Below are 22,686 nucleotides of genomic sequence, written 5' to 3'. Positions count from 1 at the left end.
GCCGGTTGCGCTTGGACTGCTGCAACGGGCGCGGGCAGCCAGCTGCGGACTTCGCCCTCCGGTTTCCGGGCAGCCTTTCAGAAGCGGTAAATTCAATAGGTCCCAAAAGGACCCCCGGGCCTCCCCCCGGACCCAACCACCCCAGAAGGTGCACCTGCCCATGACGATGAAGTCTGCCCACACGCCATCGACCACCACGTCCAGCCCCCCATCCAAGGCCTCGGCCGTCCACAGCATGAAGCCCCGCCAGCTGACCATGATGGGGCTCGGCAGTGCCATCGGGGCCGGGTTGTTCCTGGGGTCGGGCGCGGGTGTCCAGGCGGCAGGGCCGGCAGTCCTCATCTCCTACCTGGTGGCCGGAACGCTGATCATCCTGGTCATGTGGGCCCTCGGCGAGATGGCGGCGGCACATCCGAACAGCGGAGCCTTCTCCGTCTATGCGCAGCGCGCGCTGGGCCGCACGGCAGGCGCCACCATCGGCTGGCTGTGGTGGCTGCAGCTGGTGGTGGTGATCGCAGCCGAGGCCCTGGGCGCAGCCGGGCTGCTGTTCTCCGTCTGGCCGGTGGTCCCGGTCTGGGCCCTGGCGCTGCTGTTCATGGTGGTCTTCACCGCCATCAACCTGGCCGGGGTCCGGAACTTTGGCGAGTTCGAGTTCTGGTTCGCCATCCTCAAGGTGGCCGCCATCGTCCTGTTCCTTGGAGTCGGTGCAGCGCTGCTCCTGGGCCTGCTCCCCGGCGTCGACTCCCCTGGCCCGCAAAACCTCACCGGCAACTTCGCGCCGCAAGGCCTGGGCGGCGTTGCTGCGGCCCTGTTCGTGGTGATCTTCGCATTTGGCGGCACGGAGATTGTCTCGGTGGCGGCAGCCGAGACCGAGGACCCGGAACGCAGCGTGGGCAAGGCCATCCGCACGGTGGTGTGGCGGATCCTGGTCTTCTACATCGGCTCCGTCTTCGTCATCGCCGCCGTCCTTCCCGCCACTTCCAAAAGCCTTGCTTCCCCCTTCGCCGGCGTTCTGGATGCCGCCCGGATCCCTGGCGCCTCCACCGCCATCACCCTGGTGGCCGTCGTCGCACTTCTCTCGGCGCTGAACGCGAACCTTTACGGCGCCTCCCGCATGGTTTACTCCCTGTCCCAGCGGGGCGAGGCCCCCCGCGTCCTGACCCGGCTCAACCGTGCCGGCGTGCCCGTGCCCGCGGTGGCGGTCTCCGTGGCCTTCGGCTTCGTGGCCACCGTCCTGGAACTCCTGTTCCCGGACCGTATCCTGCCCGCACTGTTCCAGCTGGTGGGATCGACGTGCCTGGTGGTCTGGGGCAGCGCCCTGGTGTCCCAGCTGGTCCTCCGGCGGCGGGCGGACCGGGACGGGACCCCGCTGCCCTTGCGGATGAAGGGCTTTCCCGGCCTGACCATCCTGGGGCTGGTGCTGCTGGGACTCATCTTCGCCGTCGGGTTCAGTGCTGACGCCAGCCGCGTGCAGCTCTTCAGCACCTTCGCCCTGATCGCCGGCATCGCACTGGCCTGCGCCGCAGGCGCCCGCCTGACCGGCAGGAAGCAGGCCGTCAACAGGTAGAGTGGTGCCTACCTTTCCACAAAAGACGCACCGATGCGCCGGGCCCGCCCAGGCGCCGTACCTGATTGGGGAACTGACACCATGACCGGCAGGCACAGCGGCCAGCAGCAGGCGCACACCGTCGAAGGCACCGACCCGCAATTGTATGTGGCGGTCCATGAACCCGCGGCTGACGCAGGCCTCCGGCCGGTCCTGCTGCTGCACGGCTTTTCCTCCTCGTCCAAGCTCAACTGGGAGGACACGGGATGGGTCTCTGCCCTGCTCGACGCCGGACGCCGCGTGATCACCGTCGACCTGCCGGGCCACGGCCGCAGCGGTGCCCCCGAGGACATGGATTCCTACTCCCCCAGCCGGATCCGCGCGGACCTGTTGCAGGCAGCCTTCGACGCCGGCGCGCGCCCCTTGCAGGACGGGGATCCTTCCAGCGGGCTGGACGTGGTGGGCTATTCCCTGGGTTCCCGGCTCGCCTGGGAGTTCGCGGCAACCCAGCCCGAACTGGTGCACCGGCTGGTGCTCGGCGGCCCCAACGATTCTGATCCGCTGGCGGCCTTCGACCTGGTAGCCGCCCAGGACTACCTCGCCGACGGCACTCCAATCAAGGACGAGTCCACCGCCCAGCTGCTCAAGATGGCGCTGCTGCTGCCCAGCAACAACGTCTTCGCGCTCCTGTCCCTCGTGGAGGCCATCAAGGCCGAACCCTATGACCCGGCCGAAGCGGTCCCCCGCGTTCCGATGCTGCTGGTTGCGGGAGACAAGGACGAACGCGCTGCCACGTTGCCCAAGCTTGCCGAACTGGCCCGCGGCGCAGGGGCGACGGCTGAGCAAGTGATCCTCCCGGGCCGGAACCACACCAACGCCATCACCAGCCGGGCCTTCAAGCAGGCCGCGATTTCGTTCCTGGCTGCCTAAGCGGCACGCGGGCTGCCGACGGCGGCCTTGGGAACGGTACGCCGACGGCAGGCCGCAGCGGTGAGGGACAGAGCGCCGGAAAGGACACATGGGGACGCGTTTCGAAGACCGTACGGAGGCCGGACAACGCCTTGCCGCTGCCCTGGCCCAGTTCCGGGAACGCCCTGACACCGTGGTCCTGGGCCTGGCCCGCGGGGGCATTGCCGTCGCGGCGGCCGCGGCAACGGAGCTGCGCCTGCCCCAGGGCACCGTCCTGGTGCGGAAGCTGGGGATCCCCGGGCACGAGGAGACCGCGTACGGTGCCTTGGCCCTGGCTCGAGGCCGCACGGTCCGGCTGATCAACAAGCCGCTGCTGGAGCGGGTCCTTGAACACGGGGTTCGCCAGGAAGCGCTGGACGCCGTGGAAGACCGCGAGCGGGCCGAACTGCTTCGCCGGGCGGAGCTGTACCCGAGAGCCGGCATGGACGTGGCGGGCAAGACCGTGCTCCTGGTGGATGACGGCCTGGCCACTGGCGCTACGATGCGCGCCGCCGTCGAGGCCCTGCGGGAAGGCGGTGCTGCTGCGGTGGTTGCTGCCGCCCCCGTGGGTTCGGTTGACGCACAGGCATCGCTTGAGCGGGTGTGCGACGCGGTGATCTGCCTGCACCTGCCCGGCAAGTTCCGGGCCGTGGGCAGCTACTACCGGCACTTTCCGCAACTGAGCGACGCCGACGCGGTCAGGCTGCTGGCTACCTGACCGATCAGGATACGAAGCAGGCCCGGACCCAAAGGGGTCCGGGTCTGCTTCAGTTGGGGACGGCGGGGACTAGTGGTGGCTGCTGACCCCCAGCGGACGGCCCTTGGTTTCCTTGGCCAGCACCACGCCGACGGCGGAGATGACGCAGAGGATCATGATGTAGATGCCGATCGAGCCGGTCCACCTGGTGGCCTGCAGCAGCGATTCCGCGATGGTGGCCGCGAAGGCTCCGCCCAGGATGGCGCCGAAGGCGTACCCGATGGAGATGCCGGAGTAGCGCACGTTGGCGGGGAACATCTCTGCGTACATGGCGGACATGGGTCCGTAGGAAAGGCCCAGGCCCACGGTCAGGACGAACAGGGCGATGCCGTAGAGCATGATGTTCTTGGTGTCGATCAAGGCGAACATCGGAATCATCCATGCGAAGACGATGGCGTAGCCGATCAGGAAGGTCTTGACGCGGCCAATGCGGTCGGACAGCCATCCGCCCACCAGCGTGAAGATCAGCCAACCGAAGGACGCCAGCGTGGTGGCCAGGAGGATCTGCGGGGTGGGCATCTTCAGGGTCTTGGTGGCGTAGGAGATGAAGAACGCAATAAGCAGGTAGCCTGCCGCGTTGTTGCCGATGAAGATCAGGGTGGAGTACAGCACCGGCAGCTTGTGGTTCCGGATCAGCTCGCCCAGGGGCGCCTTGCTCTCCTTCTTGCGCAGGGCCATTTCCTGGAAGACCGGGCTCTCTGCGACGGCCCGGCGGATCAGGTAGCCAACCACGATCAGGACGATGGAGAGCAGGAACGGCACCCGCCAACCCCAGGCCGCGAAGTCTTCCTTGGACATGCCCGTGTTGAGGAAGAACAGCAGGCCGGTGGCCAGGATCATGCCCACGGGCACGCCAATCTGCGGGTAGGCGCCAAACAGGCCACGACGGTTGATTGGTGCGTGCTCCACGGCCATGAGGGCTGCACCGCCCCATTCACCGCCGGCGGAGAAGCCCTGGATGACCCGCAGCAGGATCAGCAGCACAGGAGCCCAGGCGCCGATCTGCGCATAGGTGGGCAGCATGCCGATGAGGGCAGTGGCCGCGCCCATCATTACCAGGGTGAAGACCAGCATGGCCTTCCTGCCCAGGCGGTCGCCCAGGTGCCCTGCGATGACGGCGCCGAGGGGGCGGAACAGGAAGCTGATGCCGATGAGGGCGAAGGAGAGAATCTGGGCCAGGCCGGGGTTTGATTCGTTCAAGGGTGCGAGGAACAGCGGTGACAGCAGCGTTGCGGTCAGCTGGGCAAAGATGAAGAAGTCGTACCACTCGATAGTGGTGCCGACCAGGGTGCCGGCGAGGACCTTGCGCTCCTCACGCCGGCTGCTGGGACCAGCGAGGGTATCCACCTTGGAAGGTGTGGTCATTGAAACTCCATTGTTTATTGGGCAGCAATGCCACCCGGACGCCTTCAGAATTACCGACAGAACGGTCAGTTAGTTAGTAGGGTACTACGAGATTGTGATGCGGAACACGAACTCCGGGGATTTTAACGAGGCATGCGCACTCGAAATAGATGTTCTATATTTGAACTGCGAGTTCGTATACAGGACAATACCGCTTCACGCGAAGTGAGACAAGGGTCACCCGGTGGCCCGCAACCTAGGATGGACACATGACTCCTCCAGCAGCCGCAGCACAGGCCGGAGCGGTGCCGCAGGCTTCGCCCTCCCAGACTTTGTCGCGCGGCATCCGTGCGCTGGAAATCCTTGCAGCTGCCTCCGGACCGCTGACCATCGCCGAGCTGGCCGAGGCCATGGGCGTCCACCGTTCGGTGGCATACCGGATCCTGCGCACCCTCGAAGACCATTCCCTCCTGGTCCGCGACGACGCCGGCCGGGTCCAGCCTGGACCCGGCCTGGCGGTCCTGGCCCGCGGCGTCTCCCGCAACCTTCAGAGCGCCGCCCTCCCGGAGCTCACCCAGCTGGCAAACTCGCTGGACATGACGGCTTTCGTGGCGGTGTGGGACCACCACGATTGCATCACGCTCGTTACGGTCGAACCGAGGCACTCGGGGGCCAGCGTGGCCCAGCGTCCCGGCACGCGCCACCCCATCAACGCCGGGGCGCCCGGTATTGCCATACAATCGGCCCTTACCGAGCCGGAGTGGGACCGGCTGGACACGGGGATCCCGTACCGGCCGGAGGCGGTGGAAGCGCGGAGGAAGGGCTACTCGGCCAGCCACGACGAGGTCATTGCCGGGGTCTCCTCACTCGCAGCCCCGGTCCGGGTGCCCGGCGGACGTCCGGCCGCACTCGCCGTCGTCTATATCCGTTCCGCCCAGGACCCGGAAGCCGTGGGCGCGGCCATCGCCGAAAGCGCGGCACGGATCGAGAGCCAGCTCGCGTAGCAGAACAGGTCGAACCAGCGGCCGGACGGGCCGGGATGCGCCGTGCCGGGTGTGCTGTCAGGCCTTTCGGCGGAGCACGACGGCGGCTGCCGCACCCAGCAGCGCCAGCGCCAGCGCGGCGCCGACCGGGACAAGGAACGCGGCACCGTGTCCGTGCAGCTGCGCCAACTGCCCGCCAACAGAGGATCCAAGGGCGGTTCCGGCGACAATCCCGCTGGCCAGCGCGGTCATGACGGTGCCCAGCATGCCGGCGGGAGCCACCCTTCCGCCCACGGCAAAGACCGTGACCATCACCGGGCCCACGGGCAGCCCGAGAAGCAGCAGGACCGCCGCCATCATGGAAAGCGACGACGGCACCAGCAGCAGGACGGCCAGTCCCGCCATCAGGACAGCACAGAGCACCCAGCGCAGCGCGAGCCCGGCGCGGCGCGGCCAATAGGCAACCGAGAGTGCCGCGGCAGCCGAGCTGAGCCCCATGACGGCGTACAGCAGCCCCGCGATTTCGGTGCCGGCGAGCCCAGCGGAGAAGGCGCTGAGGGCAGTCTGGGTAGAGCCAAAGAAGGTCCCCATGCACACCATGGCAAAGACGGGCAGGGCCACCACCCACGGCAGCTTTGCTGCGCCCCGGCCCGTTTCAGCATGACGCTGCCCACGGCGGTACCGGCGGGCGGCCGGAACCGCGCGGTGGGTGGGATGGACTGCGAAGGCCGGTACAAGCGTGATGGTCATGGCCGCGGCCAGTGCCAGCGGAAGCCAGGGCGCAACGAGGCTGGCCAGGATTCCCACCAGTGCCGGTCCCAGGACGAACGTCACCTCGTCCGCGGTGCTTTCGTAGGAGAGGGCCGTATCCAGGTCACGGACAGGATCGGGGCGCGGAGCCGTAGCGTCCGCGGTGGCCGTCAGGGACATCCACCGCACCCGCGCCAGGGGGCCCACCTGGGGACTGGTGGCGCCGGCTGCGAAGGCAACTGCCAGCACAGCAAGCGGAAAACCTTCGGCTGCCGCAGAGGCATTGGCGGCGAGCACCAGGGCCAGTACCGCCAGGGTATTGAGCGCAGCTGCGAGCAACAGGACTGGACGCTGTCCCCTCGTGTCTGCCAAGGATCCCAGCAGCGGCGCGCCAAGCGCCGAGCCGATGCCCACCGCGCCCGCGGCTGTTCCGCCCGCGGCAACGGAGCCGCTGACGGAAGTGACGAGGGTGAGTGTGCCCATGGTGAGCATCGCCAGGGGAAGCCGGGCGAAGAGTCCCAGGGGGATGAAGCTCCGGCCTGCCAGCTGCGGGAGGCGCGAAAAGCGTCCGCGCGCTTTCCCTTCCGCCGGGTTCGCGGCGGTGACGCGGGCAGGGGTGTCGCTGGTGCTTGAAGGAGTAGATTGTGTAGTCAATTCCGGGCTCGTTCAGTCGGTGCGCACCGTCCCTCCTCCCGATGCGCGCAACCCGGTAACGCGTTATAGTATATCGGCCCCGGTCAGACGAGCGCGTCCAGGCTTTCGGAGATCCGGAGCGTGGAGCCGTTCCGGCTCTTGAGTACCTGCAGCTGCGTGCCGATCCGCTGTTTCATCTCGGCTACATGGCTGACAAGGCCCACTACCCTGCCGCCGTCGCGAAGCCCTTCAAGGGCATCCATCACCTGTTCCAGCGATTGTTCGTCCAGGCTTCCAAAGCCCTCATCCACGAACAGGGTCTCGATTTCAACTCCTCCGGCCTCTTGCTGGACAACGTCCGCCAGGCCCAGGGCCAGGGACAGCGACGCCATAAAGGACTCGCCGCCGGACAGGGTGGACGTATCCCGGCGGAAGCCCGTCCACTGGTCCACCACTTCAAGCCCCAGCCCTGACTTGGCACCGCGGGCGGCTTTGGCGTCTGTGTGCTGGAGCAGGTAGCGACCATCGCTCATGGCCACCAGCCGTTCCGACGCGGCGAGGGCCACCTGTTCCAGCCGGGCGGCCAGGACGTAGCTGTTGAGGCTCATACGGTAGGTGTTCTCGCCCCGACCGGACGCCGCATCAGCCAGTCCGGCGAGCATTTGTGCCTTCTCCGCGGGCTCCCGTGACGAGCAGACCAGCGTCTCGTATTCAGCAGCAATTGACGTCAGCGAGGCCAGGCAACGGTCCGCCAGACCCGCCGCCAAATCCGCCTCCCGTGCGTCGTTCTGGGCAGCCGCCGCTCCCGCACGCATTTCTGCCAGCCGTTCCTCGTCCATCTGGAAGCCCTCCGCGGCTTCAGCCATTGCCAACACGATGTCCTCGGACTCGAACAATCCGGCCACCCGGGCGGCTTCGTCCTGGAAAGCACGGATTGCGGCGTCCAGGGCCGCGGCTTCAGAGGCTCCGAGGAGCTGGCCACGGACGTCGGCGACTGTGGCGAAGCCGGCCTCCGGCAGGGCACGCTCAAGGTGTTCGCGCGCTTCAGCAGCCTGCAGCAGTGCAGCATCCAGCCGCGCCTGCGCTTCGACCGCTTTATCGAGGACCGCTACGGCTTCCTCAAGTACCCGCAACCGGCGGTCCAGGCTACGGTGGCCGCCGCGCAGCCCTGCCAGGCCTTTGTCCAATGAAGCAGCCTGTTCAGCCAGTTCGGCAAGGGAGGCAGCGACCCGGGAGAGGTCCGCCTCGGCTTCGGCCATGCCGGACCGGGCCTGACCAATGCCCGCATCCAGTACTTCGAGCCGTTGCCGCCTGCCCTGGAGTTCCTCCGTTGCCTGCTCGGCGTCGTTTGCCGCAGCGAGGGCACCGTCCGCGGCAGCGCGGGCTTCTGCCTCGGGGGTGTTTCCGCCTTGTCCGGCGAGGACAGCCACCGCCTGCTCAGCCTGGGTAAGTTCGGCGGTAACCGAGGCGTGGGCTGCCTCCGCAGCCTCGTAAATGTCGTGGGCTTTCTCCTCTTCCTGGGCCAGGCCGGGGCCTCCGCTGCCGGCATCTGCGGGGCTGGGATGGTGGCCGCTGCCGCAGACGGCGCAGGGTTCTCCATCAACCAGCTTCGCGGCCAGTTCGGATGCCGCATTGGCCAGGCGTGCCTCCCTCACGTCCAACCAGCGGCGCTTGGCCTCCAACAGGTTCTCCCGCGAGTCTCCGTGACGGCCCCTGACGAGGCCCAGGGCCCTAACGGCGGAACCGTGGCGCCGGACCACGTCCAGCAGTTCCGCGGCGGCGGCAGCTTCCTTGCGGCGAAGTGCGGCATCGGTGGACCGGGTTTCCAGCCGGTCCATGCCGTCCACCAGCTGTTCGCGTTCCACCAGCAGCTGCGAGACGGTGTTGCCCAGCGTCTCCGCGGCCTGCTGGAGTTCTGCCTGCTTCCCGGACAGTGCCTGGTGCCGCTTTCGGAGGTCCCGGAGCTTGTCCTCGTCCGGCAGCCGCGCCTCGACCACCGCCAGCAGCGAACGCAGCCGGCCGAGTTCTTCCGCGGCCCCGGGCATGCCGTCCTTGGCGGCATCGCCACATTCACCGGCTCCGGCGGTTTCGGCGGAAGTGAAGGACTCCAGCACCGCATCGGCAGCTTCCGCCGCCGTTTCCAGGCCGAGCTGGGCCAGTTCCCCGCCATCGCCAACGGCGAGCCGGAGCAGCGTCATGGCGGATTCGGCGCCGGCTGCAGCACTGCGCACCTTGGCCGATGCGGCGTCCACCACCTGCAGCTGTCCCTGGAGGACTTCGGCCTGGCGGTGGCGCCTGAGCCGGGACAGAAGCTCCTCCTGCCGTTGGGCCCCTTCCTTCACGGCCTCCTGCCGCTCCATGGCAGCTTGGAGTTTCCGGTTCCTCCCCTGCCGCGCGGCCTCCTGATCCGCCTGGTTGCGGCGGTCCTGGCTTGCGGCCTCCGCGGCAGCGGCGCGGTCCCTCAGTTCCTCAAGGCGCCGCGCGGCGGAAGCCTGCAGCCATGCAAGGCGGCGGGGAACATCTTCGGCGGGCGGTGCGTCGTCCTCCGGAAGCTGCAACGGGGCGGCTTCGGTTTCCGCCCGGGAGGCCAGGAGTCCGAGTTGCCCGGACAGTGCCGCCACGTCCTCGCGGGCGGCAGCGGACTGGCGGGACAGTTCCTGTTCCAGGGCCTCAAACCGCTGGGTACCAAAAAGCTTCTGCAGCAGGTCCAGTCGGTCGGCAGCCTTGGAGCGGAGGAAGGCAGCGAAGTCACCCTGGGGCAGCATTACCACGCGGGTGAACTGTTCACGGTCCATGCCCAGGAGCGCCATGATTTCGGCACCCGCTTCATCGTTGCGGGCCGACTTTTCCACCCACGTTCCGTCCACCCGCTCCCGGAGCAGTGTTTTGGCCTGTTGAACCGTGAAGCCGTTCTTACCCCTGGCACTGGGCTTCTCCCAGGCCGGGGAGCGTGTCACCTCGAAGCGGCGGCCCTGCGCGGAAAACTCACACGTGACGGCCGGTTCCTGCCCGGGCTCTGCGTGATCGCTGCGCAACCGCTTGCCGTCCTGCCGGGCCCCGGGAACAGACCCGTACAGTGCAAAGCAGATGGCATCCAGCACGCTGGTCTTTCCCGCACCCGTAGGCCCGTTCAGCAGGAAAAGACCATGGGCACTAAGCCGGTCGAAGTCGACGTCCTCGGTGCCCGCGAAAGGGCCGAACCCCGAAATGCGCAGATGGTGGATCCTCACCGCGATGCCTCCAGCAGCCTGACGTTTTCCAGGGCGGCGGCAAGCGCAGCCTTTTCCGCCTGGTCCGCGCTCCGTCCCCGTACGTGTTCAAGGAAGCCGCAGCAGAGAGACAGGTCATCCGGTGCCCCGGCAAGCCTGCTGCTATAGCTGGCCTGCGCGGTGGCCGCCCCGCCCTGCGGATCGAATGCCAGGACCAGCGTGTCCGGAAACCTGGTGCGGAGCCGTTCCATCGCGCGGGCGGGACGCTGGGCGTCGGTCAGGGTGATCTGGCAATAGGCGGCTTCGGCCCAGGTATGGGCGGGTTCAGCCAGGAGGTCCTCCAGCTCTCCCCGCAGTACAGCCAGGGCGCGCGGGGCTTCCCATTGGACCTCCGACACAGCGGCGACTCCTTCCGGACCGATGTCCACGAGCCATGCCCCCTTCCGGTGGGTGGACTCGGAGAAGGAATAGGCCAGCGGAGAGCCCGAATACCTGACGGAGCCGGACAGTTCCTGCCGGCCGTGCAGGTGACCCAGCGCCGTGTAGCTGAAGCCGTTAAACAGGTCCAGCGGCACTGCGCCGACCCCACCGATGCTGAGGTCCCGCTCGCTGTCCGAACTGATGCCTCCGCTGGCGAACGTGTGGGCCAGGACCACCGAGTGGACGGTGGCGGACTCCGACCGGCGGGCAATGTCCTCCCGGATCCGGGAGGTTGCTGCACGGGTGACCTCGAAATGGCTCGCCGTCTCCACCCCGAGCTGCTCACTGACGAGCCGGGGCTCCAGCCACGGAATACCGTAGAGCGCCAGCACGGCGTCCTTGCCGGCCGCATCGGTTCCCAGCGGAAGCAGGAGAGGCTGGGCCAAATCTTCCACCCTGGTGCGCAGGTGCACTCCCCCACGCTCCAGCAGCCGGGACGCGAAGCCGAGCCGGATGGCGGAGTCGTGGTTGCCGCTGGTGAGGACCACTTTGGCACCTGCGGCAGTGAGCCGGACCAGCGCGTCGTCAAGCAGGTGGACCACGTCCACGCCCGGGAGGGCGCGGTCGTATACGTCCCCGGCAATCAGGACGACGTCGACGCCGTCGCGCTGGACCGCTGCCACCAGCTGGTCAACAAAGGCACGCTGGGCGTCCAGCATGCCAACGCCGTGGAACGAACGGCCAAGATGCCAGTCCGAGGTGTGAAGTAACCGCATGTTCCTAAGCTATCGGCAGCCACTGACACTTCAGAAAATAGCCGCGACGCAGTGCCGCGGTGCAGCGTTCAGGACCGTTTGCCGTCAAAGAATTCCTGGGCCTCGCTGACGCGGATCCTTTCCTGCTGCCGGGCGCTGGCCTGGCGCTGGGCCGTGGCGGGCGTACCGGCACCTGTCCTGGGGGCCGCGGCGCCGTCGTCGTCATTGCCCGTGAGGTCCCCGTCCAGGCCGTCCGGGTTTACACCGTCGGCGTCGAGGCCACCGGCGTCGACGTCGCCCGCCTCTGTCACGTCGGTGCCTTTCCGGTTGCCACCGGCCTTGCCGTCGTCGGAGGCCTGGTGCGCAGCGGCCGCGGCAGGCTCAGCGCCCGTGGTGATCCGGAACGCCAGGCCGGCGATGGCAGCGCCGGCCAGCGGCGCCACCAGGAAGACCCACAGCTGCTCCATGGCCCAGCCCGAGCTGAATACGGCTGAGGCCACGGCACGGGCGGGGTTGTACGGCAGGTTTCCCACCGACTGGCCCACCTGGAGCAGGGCCGCGAAGGACAGGCCGACGGCGACGGCGGCCACGGTGCGGTTGCCGCTGCGGCCGGCTGCGCCGAGGAAGACTGCCACGATGATGGCGGCGCCCAGCAGTTCCAGGAGCACGACGGCGGCCAGCGGCGCCTGGATGATGGAGTGCGCAGCGAAACCGGCTGCCACGGTGTCGAAGGCCGTGCGGCTGTCCGGGATGCTGGGAAGCGTCCGGAGGATCCCGAACAGGGCAAGGGCGCCTACCAGGGCACCCACCACCTGGGCGGCGGCGTATGCCGCGGCGGCACCGGCACGGATCCGGCCGGCGAGGAGGTGCCCCAGGGTGATGGCCGGGTTGAAGTGGCCGCCGGAGACATGCCCGAAGGCGAGCATGGCGGCGGTGATGGCCAGGCCGGCAGCAAGCGCGGCAGGAACTGGGCTGGACTGCGGAATGCTGAACAACGGCACACCCAGCCCGGCCACGGCGAGGAAGAGGCTGCCGAAGGCCTCGGCCACCAGGCGGGGCAGCAAGCCGGGGGCGGTGTCAGTACCGCCGGGCTGCAGTGCGTCGCGGGCTGGGGCTGGGGTGCTCATGGGGAAACCTTACGTGTGGGAGGCAGGTGCGTGCCGGCGGTCTGGCCACGGCAACCCGAGCAGTATTCCAGCCCAGGCTGTACGTTTGCTGGGCACCAGCTGTTGGCGGCGCCCCGGGACCCCTTGGGTTGGGCGGAGTTTGTACGGGGGACGGTACATTGACAGCATGAGCACTGACCCCGGCATTCCCGCGCCCACCCTCAAGTCCCGGATCCACGGCTGCCTGCTGGGCGGGGCGCTGGGAGATGCGCTGGGCTACGCGGTGGAGTTTGATTCCATCGACGACATCCGGGAACGCTTCGGTGCCCGGGGGCTGACCGGGCTTGGCGAGCTGTCCGGCCCCCGCCACTTTTCGGATGACACGCAACTGACGCTCTACACCGTTGACGGCCTGGTGGAGGCACTGGAATGGGCCAACGCGGGGGTTGGCGCGGACGTGAACGCCTGCCTTTGGCTGGCCTACCTGCGCTGGCTGGCGACGCAGGGCGAGGACGCCGGGGCGTCTGCGCCGGCACCCCAGCCCCGCTGGATCGACGGCAACGAGGTGCTCCGGCAGCGCCGGCACCCCGATAGGGACTGCATCAGCGGGCTGGCCACCGGCGAAATGGGAACCGCGGTGCGCCCCGTTAATGCCGGCGCAAAGGGCCCCGGTACGGTGATGCGTTCAGCGCCCTTTGGGCTGATTCCCCACATCACGCCCGACGCCGTCTACAAACTGAGTGCCGATGCCGCCGCCCTGACGCACGGGCATCCCGCGGCCCACCAGAGCGCCGGAATCTTCAGCCTGCTGATCCACCGGCTGGTGACCGGGGAGCCGCTGCGGGGCGCTGCGGCCGCAGTCGCTGCCCACGCCGCCACCCTTCCGGAGGCCGCACCGGAACTGCCGGAGCGCCTGGAGGCCGCCATCCGCCTGGCGGAGAAGTCACCTGGTGCCCTGGGGAAACTGGCCGGCCCGGAGGAACTGGTCCAGGCACTGGGCGGGGGCCGGACCGCGGAGGAGGCCCTCGCCGTCGCGCTTTACGCCGTCCTTGCCACGCTCCCGGCCGGCGCTGCCGACGGGCAGCCGGACCAGCATTTCCGGGATGCCCTGGCAGTGGCCGTGAACCACAGCGGCGGAAGCGATACGGCAGGCTCCCTGGCGGGAAACATCCTGGGCGCCCTGTACGGGGAGGCCTGCCTGCCGGCGGAATGGCTTAATGGCCTCGAAGCACCGGAGGTCATCCGGGGCATGGCCGATCAGTTGGTAAAGGTTACGACCGGCGAAGGCTGATGTTGTTGCAGGCTTCGCAGACATCCTCCGGAATGAGTCCACGGCGCTGCAGGAACCCGAAGATGGTGCAGCCCAGGCAGAATCCGGCGAAGGCTTCCAGCGACGCTGCGACCACCAGGACGCCGAGGAGCGTCCAGGCTGCCGGTGCCGCGCCTGCAGCGAACAGGAGCAGGGCGGCGGTGGACACTGCCGCACCGATCCCCTGGGCAAAGCGCTTGGGCGGCCCGGGAACCAGCCGCACCTTTCCCAGCCGGGGAGTGATGACCTTCACTGACAGCAACGCCAGGGGTGAAATCCGCGGGCCGAAAAGCAGCCGGAGCCAGAACCCGATGGCAATGGCCAGCAGCCCCCACGCGGAACCTGCCACGGCGGTGACGACGGCGAGCAGCACCACCAGCGCGGCGGTGACCCTGGCGGCGTACTCATTGACGGGATTGGGAAAAGCGAACAGGGAGGACATGACGCAAGGTTAGGAGCCTGTTGCCCGGGCGGCCAAGCTTTGTTGCGCCGCGTGACTGCAGGCAACGGAGGGCATGACGGGTCAGGGCAGATGCTCAGGGGGCTGAGGTCAGGGCATGGGGCTCAGGCGCTGACCGCAGATGCCAACGCGCCCTTCCAGCTGTCCGCGCCGGCACCCTGCGGGCCGCCGGGAATGTCCCCGCCCACCATCTGGAGGAACTCGCCCTCGGAGAGCACCTCGATGGCCTGTCCCCGCTCGTGGAGTTCCAGGACGCGCCGCGCCTTGCCGGTGAGCCTGCCCGAGCGCAGGTCCGAGGCAACGAACCCGTCCCCCACCACCAGGACGGTAGTCCGGGCGGTGACGCGGCTTTCGGTGCGGGCGCCGCACCGGGCCGAGCGGAGCTTCGCCTCCGGGCGTTCGATGGAGAGTTGCCCGGTGAACACCACCGTCTGCGCGTACAGGGGGTGGCCGGGCTCGGCATCCGCGTTCGGCTCGGGGTTGGCCCCTTCCTCGGGCCAGCCGGACTGGAACCGGCGGACCAGCGCGGCGCCGTTCCCGGAAGCACCGGCCACGGCCGCGAGGCTGGGCTTGGACAGCTCGCCCGTGGCGGGATCGAAGGCCTGCTGGCGGGGCATGTCCAGGCCCAGGGAGAGATAGAGTTCGGCGATGCTGTTGGCGCCGTTGCGGGCGGCGATGTCAATGAGGATGCCGGCGCAGGCACGGGCGTCCTCCGTGGCGTCATGGTGGTTGACCAGCGGGACGCCCGCTTCCTCGGCGGCAAACGGGAGCGAATTGGAGACCAGCGAGTAGCAGCGGCGGGACAGCATGACGGTGCACACATAGTCGTAGGCTGGGCCGGGCAGGCCGGACACCTCCAGCGCCGAGCGGATCACGCCCAGGTCGAACGCGGCGTTGTGGGCTGCCAGTACATCCCCGCCGATGAAGGCACCGATCTCAGGAAACAGCTCACCGAAGCGGGGCATACCGGCAACGTGGGCAGGAGTGATCCCGTGGATCCTGACATTGTGATGGTCAAAGTGGTCGTACCCGGAGGGTGGGCGCATCAGCCAGGAGGCCTCCTCGACGATCCTGCCGCCCCTCACCTTCGTCAGTCCCACGGAGCAAGGGGAGCCGCGGAAGCCGTTGGCCGTTTCGAAGTCGATCGCCGTAAAGTCCAAACCCACGGCCCCTACCTTACCGCCGCACGCGCCCCACCCTGGGCGGGACAGGCCCGTCAAGTACCCTTGAGGGGTGAACTTTCCTGTGATGAATGACCTCGCTGTGTCCATGCTGGGCGGTGCGGGACCGGTCCAGCCGAAAATGGCGTCGTTCCTGCCCGATTGGCTGAACCCCCAGGTCTTCCTGGCCGATCCGGCCCTCGCCCCCTGGGTGGTCCTGCTGGTATGCGGAATCGTCTTCGCCGAGACCGGCCTGCTGGTGGGGTTCTTCCTGCCGGGCGATTCCATGCTGTTCACCGCCGGCCTGCTGGTGGCCACGGACACCATCAAGTTCAACATCTGGCTCCTGGCCCTGCTGATCGTGGTCTCGGCCATCATCGGCAACCAGACCGGTTACCTCATCGGGTCCAAGGCGGGCCCTGCCATCTTCAACAAGCCAAACTCCCGGCTGTTCAAGCGGGAGAACGTGGAGAACGCCCACGCCTTCTTTGAAAAGCACGGCGGCAAGGCGCTGATCCTGGCCCGGTTCGTGCCGATCATCCGCACCTTTGTTCCCGTGATCGTCGGTGTTGCCCAGATGAGCAAGCGGAAGTTCTTCGTGTTCAACGTCATCGGCGCGGTGCTGTGGGGCGGCGGCGTGACCCTCCTCGGCTACCTGCTGGGCGACAAGGTGCCGTGGGTCCGCGACAACCTGGACATTATCTTCATCGCCATCGTGCTGGTCTCGGTGATTCCCATCGGCATCGAAGTCCTGCGCGGCCTGTCCGCCAGGCGCCAGGCGCAGGCCTACGGCACCGATGCCGTGGATGAGTTCATCGAGGAACACGGCCCGGAAGAGGATCAGAAGACGCCCCGCAACATCCGCGGCAGCCGGCCGGAGTAGCAACGCTCCAGCCTCCAGCGGCAGCAAAAAAGGTGCGCACCCACGCGGGTGCGCACCTTTTTTGCGTGTTTCTCCTAGCCCGCCGCTTCCAAAGCTGCCACGATCGACGGCAGCAGCGCCCGGAACGCCTTGCCGCGGTGGCTGATGGCGTTCTTTTCCTCAGCAGACAGTTCGGCGCAGCTGCGGTCCTCGCCGGCCGGCTGCAGCACCGGATCGTAACCGAATCCGCCGCCTCCCCGCGGTTCGCGCAAGAGGATGCCTTCCAGCTGCCCGTACTCCACCACTTCCCGGCCGGGGCCATCCGCGTCCGCTGGCAGGGCCAGGGCGGCAGCGCACACGAACGCGGCCCCACGGTGTTCGTCCGGGACATCCGACAGCTGGTTCAACAGGAGTTCCAGGTTGGCGGCATCGTCACCGTGCCGTCCGGCCCACCGGGCGGAGAAGATGCCGGGGGCCCCGCCCATGACGTCCACGGCCAGCCCGGAGTCATCGGCGATGGCCACCAGGCCGGTGGCGCCGGCCACCGCCCGCGCCTTCAGCAGCGAATTCTCGGCGAACGTCACGCCGGTTTCGACGACGTCCGGCGCACCTGCCGCGGCGGCATCCACCACCTGGGTGTCGACGTCGAGCCCTGGCACCTGCCCGCGCAGCAGTTCGCGGAGCTCCCGGAGTTTGCCTTTGTTGTGCGTGGCGAGCACCAGGCGGGGCGCCACGCTGCTCACAGGGTGTCCGCCAGGGTTTCGCGCTGGATGGCAGCGAGCTGGGCCGTACCCAACAGCGCCAGGTCCAGGAGCTGGTTCAGCTCGTCACGGTCGAAGGGGGCGCCCTCCGCGGTTCCCTGCACCTCCACGAATTTGCCCGAGCCCGTGACCACCACGTTCATGTCGGTCTCGGCCCGGACATCCTCCACGTACGGCAGGTCCAGCATGGGGACGCCGTCGATGATGCCCACGGAAACGGCGGCGATGGTATCGATCAGCGGCTGCGCGTTCCGGGCGATGAGCTTGTTGTCGCGGGCAAACCGGATGGAATCCGCCAGGGCAACATAGGCGCCGGTGATCGCTGCGGTGCGGGTGCCGCCGTCGGCCTGCAGGACGTCGCAGTCCAGAACGATAGTGTTCTCGCCCAGGGCCTTGGTGTCGATGATGGAGCGCAGCGAACGGCCGATCAGCCGCGAGATCTCGTGCGTGCGGCCGCCGATCTTGCCCTTGACGGACTCGCGGTCGGAGCGGGTGTTGGTTGCGCGGGGCAGCATGGCATACTCCGCCGTGACCCAGCCTCTGCCCTCGCCCTTGAGCCAGCGCGGGACGCCTGGTGTCAGCGATGCCGTGCAGAGCACCCTGGTGTTGCCGAATTCGATCAGTGCCGAACCTTCAGCCTGGTTGGACCATCCGCGGGTGATGCTGATGGGCCGGAGCTGGTCGGGGGCACGGCCGTCGGCGCGCACGATGGGCACTGCAGTTGCTTCAGATGTCATGCCTTTAGCTTATCGAGTGCCGCTCCGCCGGACGTCCCCAGCACACAGACGGCAGGTGCAGCTAGATGGTGTAGTGCACGCCCGCCACGGCGACGGCAACGTCGCCCGGGAACACCGGGCGGGCTTCAGCCATGACGGTGGTCTGCGACGTCCATACCGGGATGTGGGTCAGCAGGAGCCGCCGCGCACCGGCAGCTGCTGCCGCCTCGCCGGCCCGCTTGCCGGTGAGGTGGACGTCGTTGATGCCGTCGTCCCGGCCCTCTTCGAAGGCTGCCTCGCACAGGAACAGGTCTGCGTCCTTGGCAGCTTCCTCAAGCCCCGCGCAGGAATCGGTATCGCCGGAATAGGTCAGGACGCGGGACACCGGGGTGCCGTCCTTGCCGGGTTCAACCACTTCCACCCGGAGGGCGTAGGCCTCCTCGATGGGATGGTTGACGGAGAATGGGGTGACGGTGAAGGGGCCCACGGTCACCGGTTCGCGTTCGGTCCAGTTAGTGAAGTCGAACTCTTCGTGCATGCCCGGGTCCAGCTCAAGCCCGTAGGCGGTGGCCATCCGGTCTGCCGTGGCGGCGGGGCCCCAGACGGGGATCCGGCCGCGGCCCCAGCCTCCGGGCTTCCAGCGGATGGCCACGTGCAGCCCGCAGAGGTCCATGCAGTGGTCCGGGTGCAAATGGGTGAGGAAGATCGCGTCGATGTCCTCCAGGTCCGTGTAGCGCTGGATCGCCCCCAGCGCACCGCTGCCGAGGTCCATCACCACCTTCCAGGTCCGGTCGCCGTCGGTGGCGGTCAGGAGGTAGCACGACGCCGGGGAGCCGGGCCCGGGGAACGAGCCCGTGCATCCCACGATGGTCAGCTTCACAGGCCGGGACCTCCGGTGCGCCGCGCGTTGGCAAATCCGCCGCCTACGAAGTTGGAGATCCTGGGCCGGTTCCGTGCGCTTTGCGCGGCGGCGATCATCTCCGGGGTGATGCGGGCCAGGCTGCCGGTGGGGTACTGCGCCGCGACGTGGTCCACGTGGCGTACGGACAGCACCTCCGGGCCCAGGAACCGCCGGGCGAGCGCCTCGAACTGCCCGGCGTCGCCGGTGGCCACGAAGTGGTGCTCGGGAGGGGTATCAGAGGTCCGCTGCAGGTTGTGGGTGGCCAGGGCGCGGTAGACGTCCTTGGCGGTTTCCTCTGCGCTGGAGACGAGGGTGACGTCGGCGCCCATGACGAAGGAGATAACGCCTGTCAGCAGGGGGTAGTGCGTGCAACCCAGCACCACGGTGTCCACGCCGGCCGCCTTCAGCGGCGCCAGGTATTCCTCCGCAACGGCGAGCAGCGCCGGTCCTGTGGTGATGCCGGCTTCCACGTAGCTGACGAACTCGGGGCAGGCCACCGAGGTGATGTCCAGGTCCGGAGCTGCTGCGAAGGTGTCCTCGTACGCCCGCGAGCCGACAGTTGCGGAGGTTCCGATCACGCCGACTTTCCCGCTGCGGGTGGCGGCAACGGCGCGCCGCACCGCGGGCTGGATGACCTCGATGACCGGAATGCCGTACTTGGCGGTGTACCGCTCACGGGCATCCCGCAGGACAGCGGCCGACGCCGAGTTGCAGGCGATGGTGAGCAACTTGACGCCGGAGTCCACGAGTTCGTCCATCACACCCAGGGCGTTGGCCCGCACCTCTGCGATGGGCAGCGGCCCGTAAGGGCCGTGCGCAGTGTCCCCCACGTAGAGGATCGACTCGTTTGGAAGCTGGTCGATGATGGAGCGCGCCACGGTGAGGCCGCCAACGCCGGAATCGAAGACGCCGATGGGCCGGGCTTCGGGGGCGGCGGCCGGCAGGTCACTTGCGGCGGCCGCGGGCTGTGTTTCCGCCGACGGGTCCGCGCTCGAGGCTGTTGTCATGGTTATTCGAGGATAGGCGGTGCCGGAAGCGTCAGTCATCATCTTGTGTCCAGCGACTCGTGTCTGCTCTGTCACAAGGACGGCCTCCCCCTGGCCGCCGTCGCTCACCGGCGGGATTCCATCGATTGCAGCATGGCCTGGACCAGGGACTCCTGCAGCCAGGTGGTGAAGTTGTACACCAGCGCCAGGTAGCTCTCCACGTCCTCGGCCTGGGACCAGTCCTGCATGCGGTGGACGTGCTCGGCGTCGGCCTCATCCCTGATATCCAGCCGCTCTGCCAGCACAAGGCGGACGTCATTCAGCGCCATGGACCAGTGCCTTGCGCCCTCGGGCGTCAGCACGATCTCGTCCTTGTCCAGGTCCAGCGCCGCCGCACGCAGCGCCCCGATCTTTGTTTCCCGCAGTGAACGCTCGGTGAGCTGGCGGAACTCAAGGGACGCACCGCCGTCGTCCTTCACCACGTTGGGCAGCAGCCGCTTGACGGCACGGTCGGTGGGCTCCGCGACGTCCATGTCGAGTCCGATCAGGGCCGCCAGCGGGTCCTGCCCGGCACGGTCCTCCGGCTGGAGCATGGAAATGACATCGTCAATCAGGCTGCGCAGCAGGTCCCGTTCGGCCGGTTCCAGGTAACCGGTGATGCCTTTGAGTCCGTACTTGAATGCCTTAGCCACGCTTCCCCTTACCCTGGCCCGAACCGCCGGACCTGCCCGAGTTGCCGCCGGAGCCTCCGCTGGCCTTTTCCACCGTGGCCCAAAGCCCAAACCCGTGCATGGCCACGGCGTGGCGCTCCACCTGTTCCTTGCTGCCCGAGGCGACGATGGACCTGCCCTTCTTGTGGACCTCCATCATCAGCTTGTTCGCCTTGGTCTCCGAGTAGCCAAAGTAGCTTTGGAACACGTAGCTGACGTAGCTCATGAGATTGACGGGATCGTTCCAGATCACCAGGTTCCAGGGGATGTCCGGCGCGGTCAGGGAGTCGGTGGACTCTGCTGTGCCGGTCCGGATGCCCTCCTGTGTATCAGGGCCGGGCGCAACGCTTATGGTCATCTGTCCATTCTATGGGGCTGGCTACTAGAGTGACTTTCGTGAGCACCTCAGCCGGCTGGGACCATCCCCGCACGTCCTTTTACACCGACCACTATGAGCTGACCATGCTGCAGGCAGCCCTCCACTCGGGGGCCGCGCACCGCAGGTCCGTGTTCGAGGCTTTCGCGCGGCGGCTGCCCGACGGCCGGCGCTACGGCATCGTCGCCGGCACCGGGCGGCTCCTGGAGGGCATCGCCAACTTCCGGTTCGGCGAGGCCGAACTGGAATTCCTGGAGCGTACGCACGTGGTCAACCGGGAGACGCTGGACTACCTGGCCAACTACAAATTCTCCGGCGACATCTGGGGCTATGCCGAAGGCGACGCGTACTTCCCCAACTCCCCCATCCTGATCGTGGAGGCGTCATTCGCGGAGGCCTGCATGCTGGAGACCTACCTGCTGTCCGTACTCAACCACGACACCGCCATCGCCTCCGCCGCTTCGCGGATGGTGAGCGCGGCGGGTGGCCGGCCCTGCATCGAAATGGGTTCACGGCGCACCCATGAGGAAGCCGCCACCGCATCGGCGCGGGCCGCCATCATCGCGGGCTTTGACAGCACCTCCAACCTTGAGGCGGGCATCCGCTACGGCGTGAAGACCGTGGGCACCGCCGCCCACTCCTTCACCCTGCTGCACGATACCGAGCGGGAGGCGTTCGAGGCCCAGATTGCCTCGCTGGGCGAGGGAACGTCCCTCCTGGTGGACACGTACGACGTCGAAAAGGCAGTCCGCACGGCCGTTGACCTGGCAGGGCCGCGGCTGGGCGCCGTCCGGCTGGACTCGGGCGACCTGGTGGCCCAGGCGCAATGGGTGCGCCGACTGCTGGACGACCTCGGCAACGAGCACACCAAGATCGTGGTCACCTCCGACCTGGATGAGTACGCCATCGCGGCGCTGCAGTCAGCCCCCGTGGACTCCTATGGGGTAGGCACCTCGCTGGTGACCGGTTCGGGCGCCCCCACGGCCAGCATGGTCTACAAACTTGTCAGCCGCACGGACGATGACGGCAACTTCGTGTCCGTGGCCAAAGCGGCCAAGAACAAGGCAAGCGTGGGCGGGCGCAAGTACGCACTGCGGAAGTTGGACGAACGCGGCAGGGCCACCGCCGAGGTGGTGGGCGTGGGCCACCGCCCGGAGGACGACGGCAACGACCGTCCACTGCTGCAGCAGTTCATGAAAAATGGCGAGCTGATTCCGGGCTGGACCGGGCACGAGGGCGTGCTCCGCGCGCGGCAGCGCCATGAGGACTCCATGGCGGAACTGCCGCCCGTGGTCAACCGCCTGCAGCGCGGCGAAGCCGCAATTCCCACTCTCTATGAAGACAACCGAGGAGCACTGATGGCCCGCGCTTTGATCATCGTGGATGTCCAGAACGATTTCTGCGAGGGTGGCTCGCTCGCCGTTCCGGGCGGGGCGGCCGTCGCCGGGGCCATCAGCGAGTACCTGGACGCCCACCACAGGGAATTCGACTATGTGGTGGCCACCCAGGACTGGCACATTGATCCCGGCAGCCACTTCTCGGAGACGCCGGACTACAAGGACAGCTGGCCACGGCACTGCGTGGCAGGCAGCCGCGGAGCGGAGCTCCACCCGGACCTGGACACCGAATATGTGGACGCGTACTTCCGGAAAGGCCAGTTCGCTGCCGCCTACTCAGGATTCGAGGGCCTGCTGGCTCCCGAAGACGCCGTCCCCACCGGGGAGCGCAAGGCCGGTGGCGCCGCTGACATGGACGCCGAGTCGCTGGAGCCGGATGACGACGCCGTCGGCCTTGATGACTGGCTCCAGAGCCACGACGTGGAGGACCTGGTGGTGGTTGGCATCGCCACCGACTACTGCGTCAAGGCCACCGCCCTTGACGCCGTCCAGGCAGGCTACGGCGTCACGGTGGTGCGGTCGCTGACCGCCGGCATCGCCGAGGACCTGGAGGACACCGTTGCCGAACTGGAACTCGGCGGGGCCGATATCGCCTGA

20 protein-coding genes and 1 pseudogene are annotated in these 22,686 nt (G+C 68.0%); 8 read left to right on the top strand and 13 right to left on the bottom strand.

Translation table 11 applies throughout. The features are described from left to right. Positions 1–160: 160 nt before the first annotated feature. The 3 genes from ACETK3_RS01740 (at position 161) to ACETK3_RS01730 (ending at position 3,212) form a co-directional block, all read left to right on the top strand. Positions 161–1,567 (top strand): amino acid permease, encoded by a 1,407-nt coding sequence (locus ACETK3_RS01740; RefSeq protein WP_373462114.1) that lies wholly within the window; start codon positions 161–163, stop codon positions 1,565–1,567. Positions 1,568–1,648: 81 nt separating this feature from the next. Continuing rightward, entirely contained in the window at positions 1,649–2,476 is an 828-nt protein-coding gene (locus ACETK3_RS01735; protein ID WP_237428481.1) for an alpha/beta fold hydrolase, read from the top strand. 88 nt (positions 2,477–2,564) lie between these two features. After that, positions 2,565–3,212 (top strand): phosphoribosyltransferase, encoded by a 648-nt coding sequence (locus tag ACETK3_RS01730; protein ID WP_236798725.1) that lies wholly within the window; start codon positions 2,565–2,567, stop codon positions 3,210–3,212. 69 nt (positions 3,213–3,281) lie between these two features. On the opposite strand, the gene ACETK3_RS01725 is transcribed toward ACETK3_RS01730, so the two are convergent. Then, positions 3,282–4,616: an MFS transporter gene (locus tag ACETK3_RS01725; protein WP_236819917.1), complete on the bottom strand. Its 1,335-nt coding sequence runs from the start codon at positions 4,614–4,616 to the stop codon at positions 3,282–3,284. Between the two features lie 248 nt (positions 4,617–4,864). Between ACETK3_RS01725 and ACETK3_RS01720 the strand changes: the two genes are divergently transcribed. Continuing rightward, positions 4,865–5,599, top strand: coding sequence for an IclR family transcriptional regulator (locus ACETK3_RS01720; protein ID WP_236798729.1), 735 nt, complete (start codon positions 4,865–4,867; stop codon positions 5,597–5,599). A 57-nt stretch (positions 5,600–5,656) separates the two neighbouring features. Here ACETK3_RS01720 and ACETK3_RS01715 read toward each other — a convergent pair whose 3' ends face one another. The 4 genes from ACETK3_RS01715 to ACETK3_RS01700 all read right to left on the bottom strand — a co-directional run bounded on the left by ACETK3_RS01715 (position 5,657) and on the right by ACETK3_RS01700 (position 12,472). After that, on the bottom strand, positions 5,657–6,982 hold the full coding sequence (locus ACETK3_RS01715; protein ID WP_237428482.1) for an MFS transporter: 1,326 nt from the start codon (positions 6,980–6,982) through the stop codon (positions 5,657–5,659). 83 nt (positions 6,983–7,065) lie between these two features. Then, positions 7,066–10,191 (bottom strand): AAA family ATPase, encoded by a 3,126-nt coding sequence (locus tag ACETK3_RS01710; protein ID WP_237428483.1) that lies wholly within the window; start codon positions 10,189–10,191, stop codon positions 7,066–7,068. Continuing rightward, positions 10,188–11,366: an exonuclease SbcCD subunit D gene (locus tag ACETK3_RS01705; RefSeq protein WP_237428484.1), complete on the bottom strand. Its 1,179-nt coding sequence runs from the start codon at positions 11,364–11,366 to the stop codon at positions 10,188–10,190. Before ACETK3_RS01705 ends, ACETK3_RS01710 begins: the two co-directional genes overlap by 4 nt. A gap of 68 nt (positions 11,367–11,434) precedes the next feature. Then, positions 11,435–12,472: an aquaporin gene (locus tag ACETK3_RS01700; RefSeq protein WP_237428485.1), complete on the bottom strand. Its 1,038-nt coding sequence runs from the start codon at positions 12,470–12,472 to the stop codon at positions 11,435–11,437. A 166-nt stretch (positions 12,473–12,638) separates the two neighbouring features. On the opposite strand from ACETK3_RS01700, the gene ACETK3_RS01695 reads away from it, so the two are divergent. Continuing rightward, the gene (locus ACETK3_RS01695; protein WP_237428486.1) at positions 12,639–13,742 is read left to right on the top strand and encodes an ADP-ribosylglycohydrolase family protein; all 1,104 of its coding nucleotides are present in this window, start codon (positions 12,639–12,641) and stop codon (positions 13,740–13,742) included. On the opposite strand, the gene ACETK3_RS01690 is transcribed toward ACETK3_RS01695, so the two are convergent. Both ACETK3_RS01690 and ACETK3_RS01685 read right to left on the bottom strand, forming a co-directional pair. Beyond that, on the bottom strand, positions 13,723–14,202 hold the full coding sequence (locus tag ACETK3_RS01690) for a DUF4395 domain-containing protein (RefSeq protein WP_236798736.1): 480 nt from the start codon (positions 14,200–14,202) through the stop codon (positions 13,723–13,725). The two genes, ACETK3_RS01695 and ACETK3_RS01690, sit on opposite strands and share 20 nt — an antisense overlap. A 122-nt stretch (positions 14,203–14,324) precedes the next feature. After that, positions 14,325–15,386: an exonuclease domain-containing protein gene (locus ACETK3_RS01685; protein ID WP_237428487.1), complete on the bottom strand. Its 1,062-nt coding sequence runs from the start codon at positions 15,384–15,386 to the stop codon at positions 14,325–14,327. An 82-nt stretch (positions 15,387–15,468) separates the two neighbouring features. Here ACETK3_RS01685 and ACETK3_RS01680 point away from each other — a divergent pair, with 82 nt between their 5' ends. Then, complete coding sequence (locus tag ACETK3_RS01680; RefSeq protein ID WP_236802886.1) at positions 15,469–16,263, top strand: DedA family protein; 795 nt, start codon at positions 15,469–15,471, stop codon at positions 16,261–16,263. Between the two features lie 74 nt (positions 16,264–16,337). Here the strand turns inward: ACETK3_RS01680 and rdgB are convergent, their stop codons facing one another. From rdgB to clpS, 6 genes are all read right to left on the bottom strand, one after another. Further along, positions 16,338–16,985: an RdgB/HAM1 family non-canonical purine NTP pyrophosphatase gene (rdgB, locus tag ACETK3_RS01675; RefSeq protein ID WP_237428488.1), complete on the bottom strand. Its 648-nt coding sequence runs from the start codon at positions 16,983–16,985 to the stop codon at positions 16,338–16,340. Next, complete coding sequence (gene rph / locus ACETK3_RS01670; protein ID WP_272910796.1) at positions 16,982–17,740, bottom strand: ribonuclease PH; 759 nt, start codon at positions 17,738–17,740, stop codon at positions 16,982–16,984. The genes rdgB and rph overlap by 4 nt, the downstream gene beginning before the upstream one ends. A 61-nt stretch (positions 17,741–17,801) precedes the next feature. Beyond that, positions 17,802–18,599 carry an MBL fold metallo-hydrolase gene (locus ACETK3_RS01665; protein ID WP_236819928.1) on the bottom strand — a complete coding sequence of 266 codons (798 nt, stop codon included), beginning with the start codon at positions 18,597–18,599 and terminating at the stop codon, positions 17,802–17,804. Next, entirely contained in the window at positions 18,596–19,666 is a 1,071-nt protein-coding gene (gene murI, locus ACETK3_RS01660) for a glutamate racemase (protein WP_373462122.1), read from the bottom strand. The genes ACETK3_RS01665 and murI overlap by 4 nt, the downstream gene beginning before the upstream one ends. Positions 19,667–19,731: 65 nt before the next feature. After that, positions 19,732–20,298, bottom strand: coding sequence for a DUF2017 domain-containing protein (locus ACETK3_RS01655; RefSeq protein WP_236798746.1), 567 nt, complete (start codon positions 20,296–20,298; stop codon positions 19,732–19,734). Further along, a complete protein-coding gene (gene clpS, locus ACETK3_RS01650; RefSeq protein ID WP_236798747.1) occupies positions 20,291–20,674 on the bottom strand; it encodes an ATP-dependent Clp protease adapter ClpS in 384 nt (127 codons plus the stop codon). Before clpS ends, ACETK3_RS01655 begins: the two co-directional genes overlap by 8 nt. A 38-nt stretch (positions 20,675–20,712) precedes the next feature. Here clpS and ACETK3_RS01645 point away from each other — a divergent pair. Both ACETK3_RS01645 and ACETK3_RS01640 read left to right on the top strand, forming a co-directional pair. After that, positions 20,713–22,038: pseudogene (locus ACETK3_RS01645) on the top strand (nicotinate phosphoribosyltransferase); the annotation flags it as partial. A 12-nt stretch (positions 22,039–22,050) separates the two neighbouring features. Beyond that, entirely contained in the window at positions 22,051–22,686 is a 636-nt protein-coding gene (locus ACETK3_RS01640; RefSeq protein ID WP_236798749.1) for an isochorismatase family protein, read from the top strand.

The organism is Arthrobacter sp. E44, from assembly GCF_041877125.1.
Classification (GTDB): Bacteria; Actinomycetota; Actinomycetes; order Actinomycetales; family Micrococcaceae; genus Arthrobacter.
Note: the sequence above shows the minus strand (reverse complement) of the source record. Positions and strands in the feature narration are given on the sequence as shown.

Coding starts and splice junctions, on each gene's coding strand:
- ACETK3_RS01740 (WP_373462114.1), top strand. CDS start 161: ATGACGATGAAGTCTGCCCACACGCCATCGACCACCACGTCCAGCCCC.
- ACETK3_RS01700 (WP_237428485.1), bottom strand. CDS start 12,472: ATGAGCACCCCAGCCCCAGCCCGCGACGCACTGCAGCCCGGCGGTACT.
- rph (WP_272910796.1), bottom strand. CDS start 17,740: ATGACATCTGAAGCAACTGCAGTGCCCATCGTGCGCGCCGACGGCCGT.
- ACETK3_RS01705 (WP_237428484.1), bottom strand. CDS start 11,366: ATGCGGTTACTTCACACCTCGGACTGGCATCTTGGCCGTTCGTTCCAC.
- ACETK3_RS01735 (WP_237428481.1), top strand. CDS start 1,649: ATGACCGGCAGGCACAGCGGCCAGCAGCAGGCGCACACCGTCGAAGGC.
- ACETK3_RS01640 (WP_236798749.1), top strand. CDS start 22,051: ATGGCCCGCGCTTTGATCATCGTGGATGTCCAGAACGATTTCTGCGAG.
- murI (WP_373462122.1), bottom strand. CDS start 19,666: ATGACTGACGCTTCCGGCACCGCCTATCCTCGAATAACCATGACAACA.
- ACETK3_RS01695 (WP_237428486.1), top strand. CDS start 12,639: ATGAGCACTGACCCCGGCATTCCCGCGCCCACCCTCAAGTCCCGGATC.
- ACETK3_RS01720 (WP_236798729.1), top strand. CDS start 4,865: ATGACTCCTCCAGCAGCCGCAGCACAGGCCGGAGCGGTGCCGCAGGCT.
- ACETK3_RS01690 (WP_236798736.1), bottom strand. CDS start 14,202: ATGTCCTCCCTGTTCGCTTTTCCCAATCCCGTCAATGAGTACGCCGCC.
- ACETK3_RS01730 (WP_236798725.1), top strand. CDS start 2,565: ATGGGGACGCGTTTCGAAGACCGTACGGAGGCCGGACAACGCCTTGCC.
- ACETK3_RS01680 (WP_236802886.1), top strand. CDS start 15,469: ATGAATGACCTCGCTGTGTCCATGCTGGGCGGTGCGGGACCGGTCCAG.
- clpS (WP_236798747.1), bottom strand. CDS start 20,674: ATGACCATAAGCGTTGCGCCCGGCCCTGATACACAGGAGGGCATCCGG.
- ACETK3_RS01725 (WP_236819917.1), bottom strand. CDS start 4,616: ATGACCACACCTTCCAAGGTGGATACCCTCGCTGGTCCCAGCAGCCGG.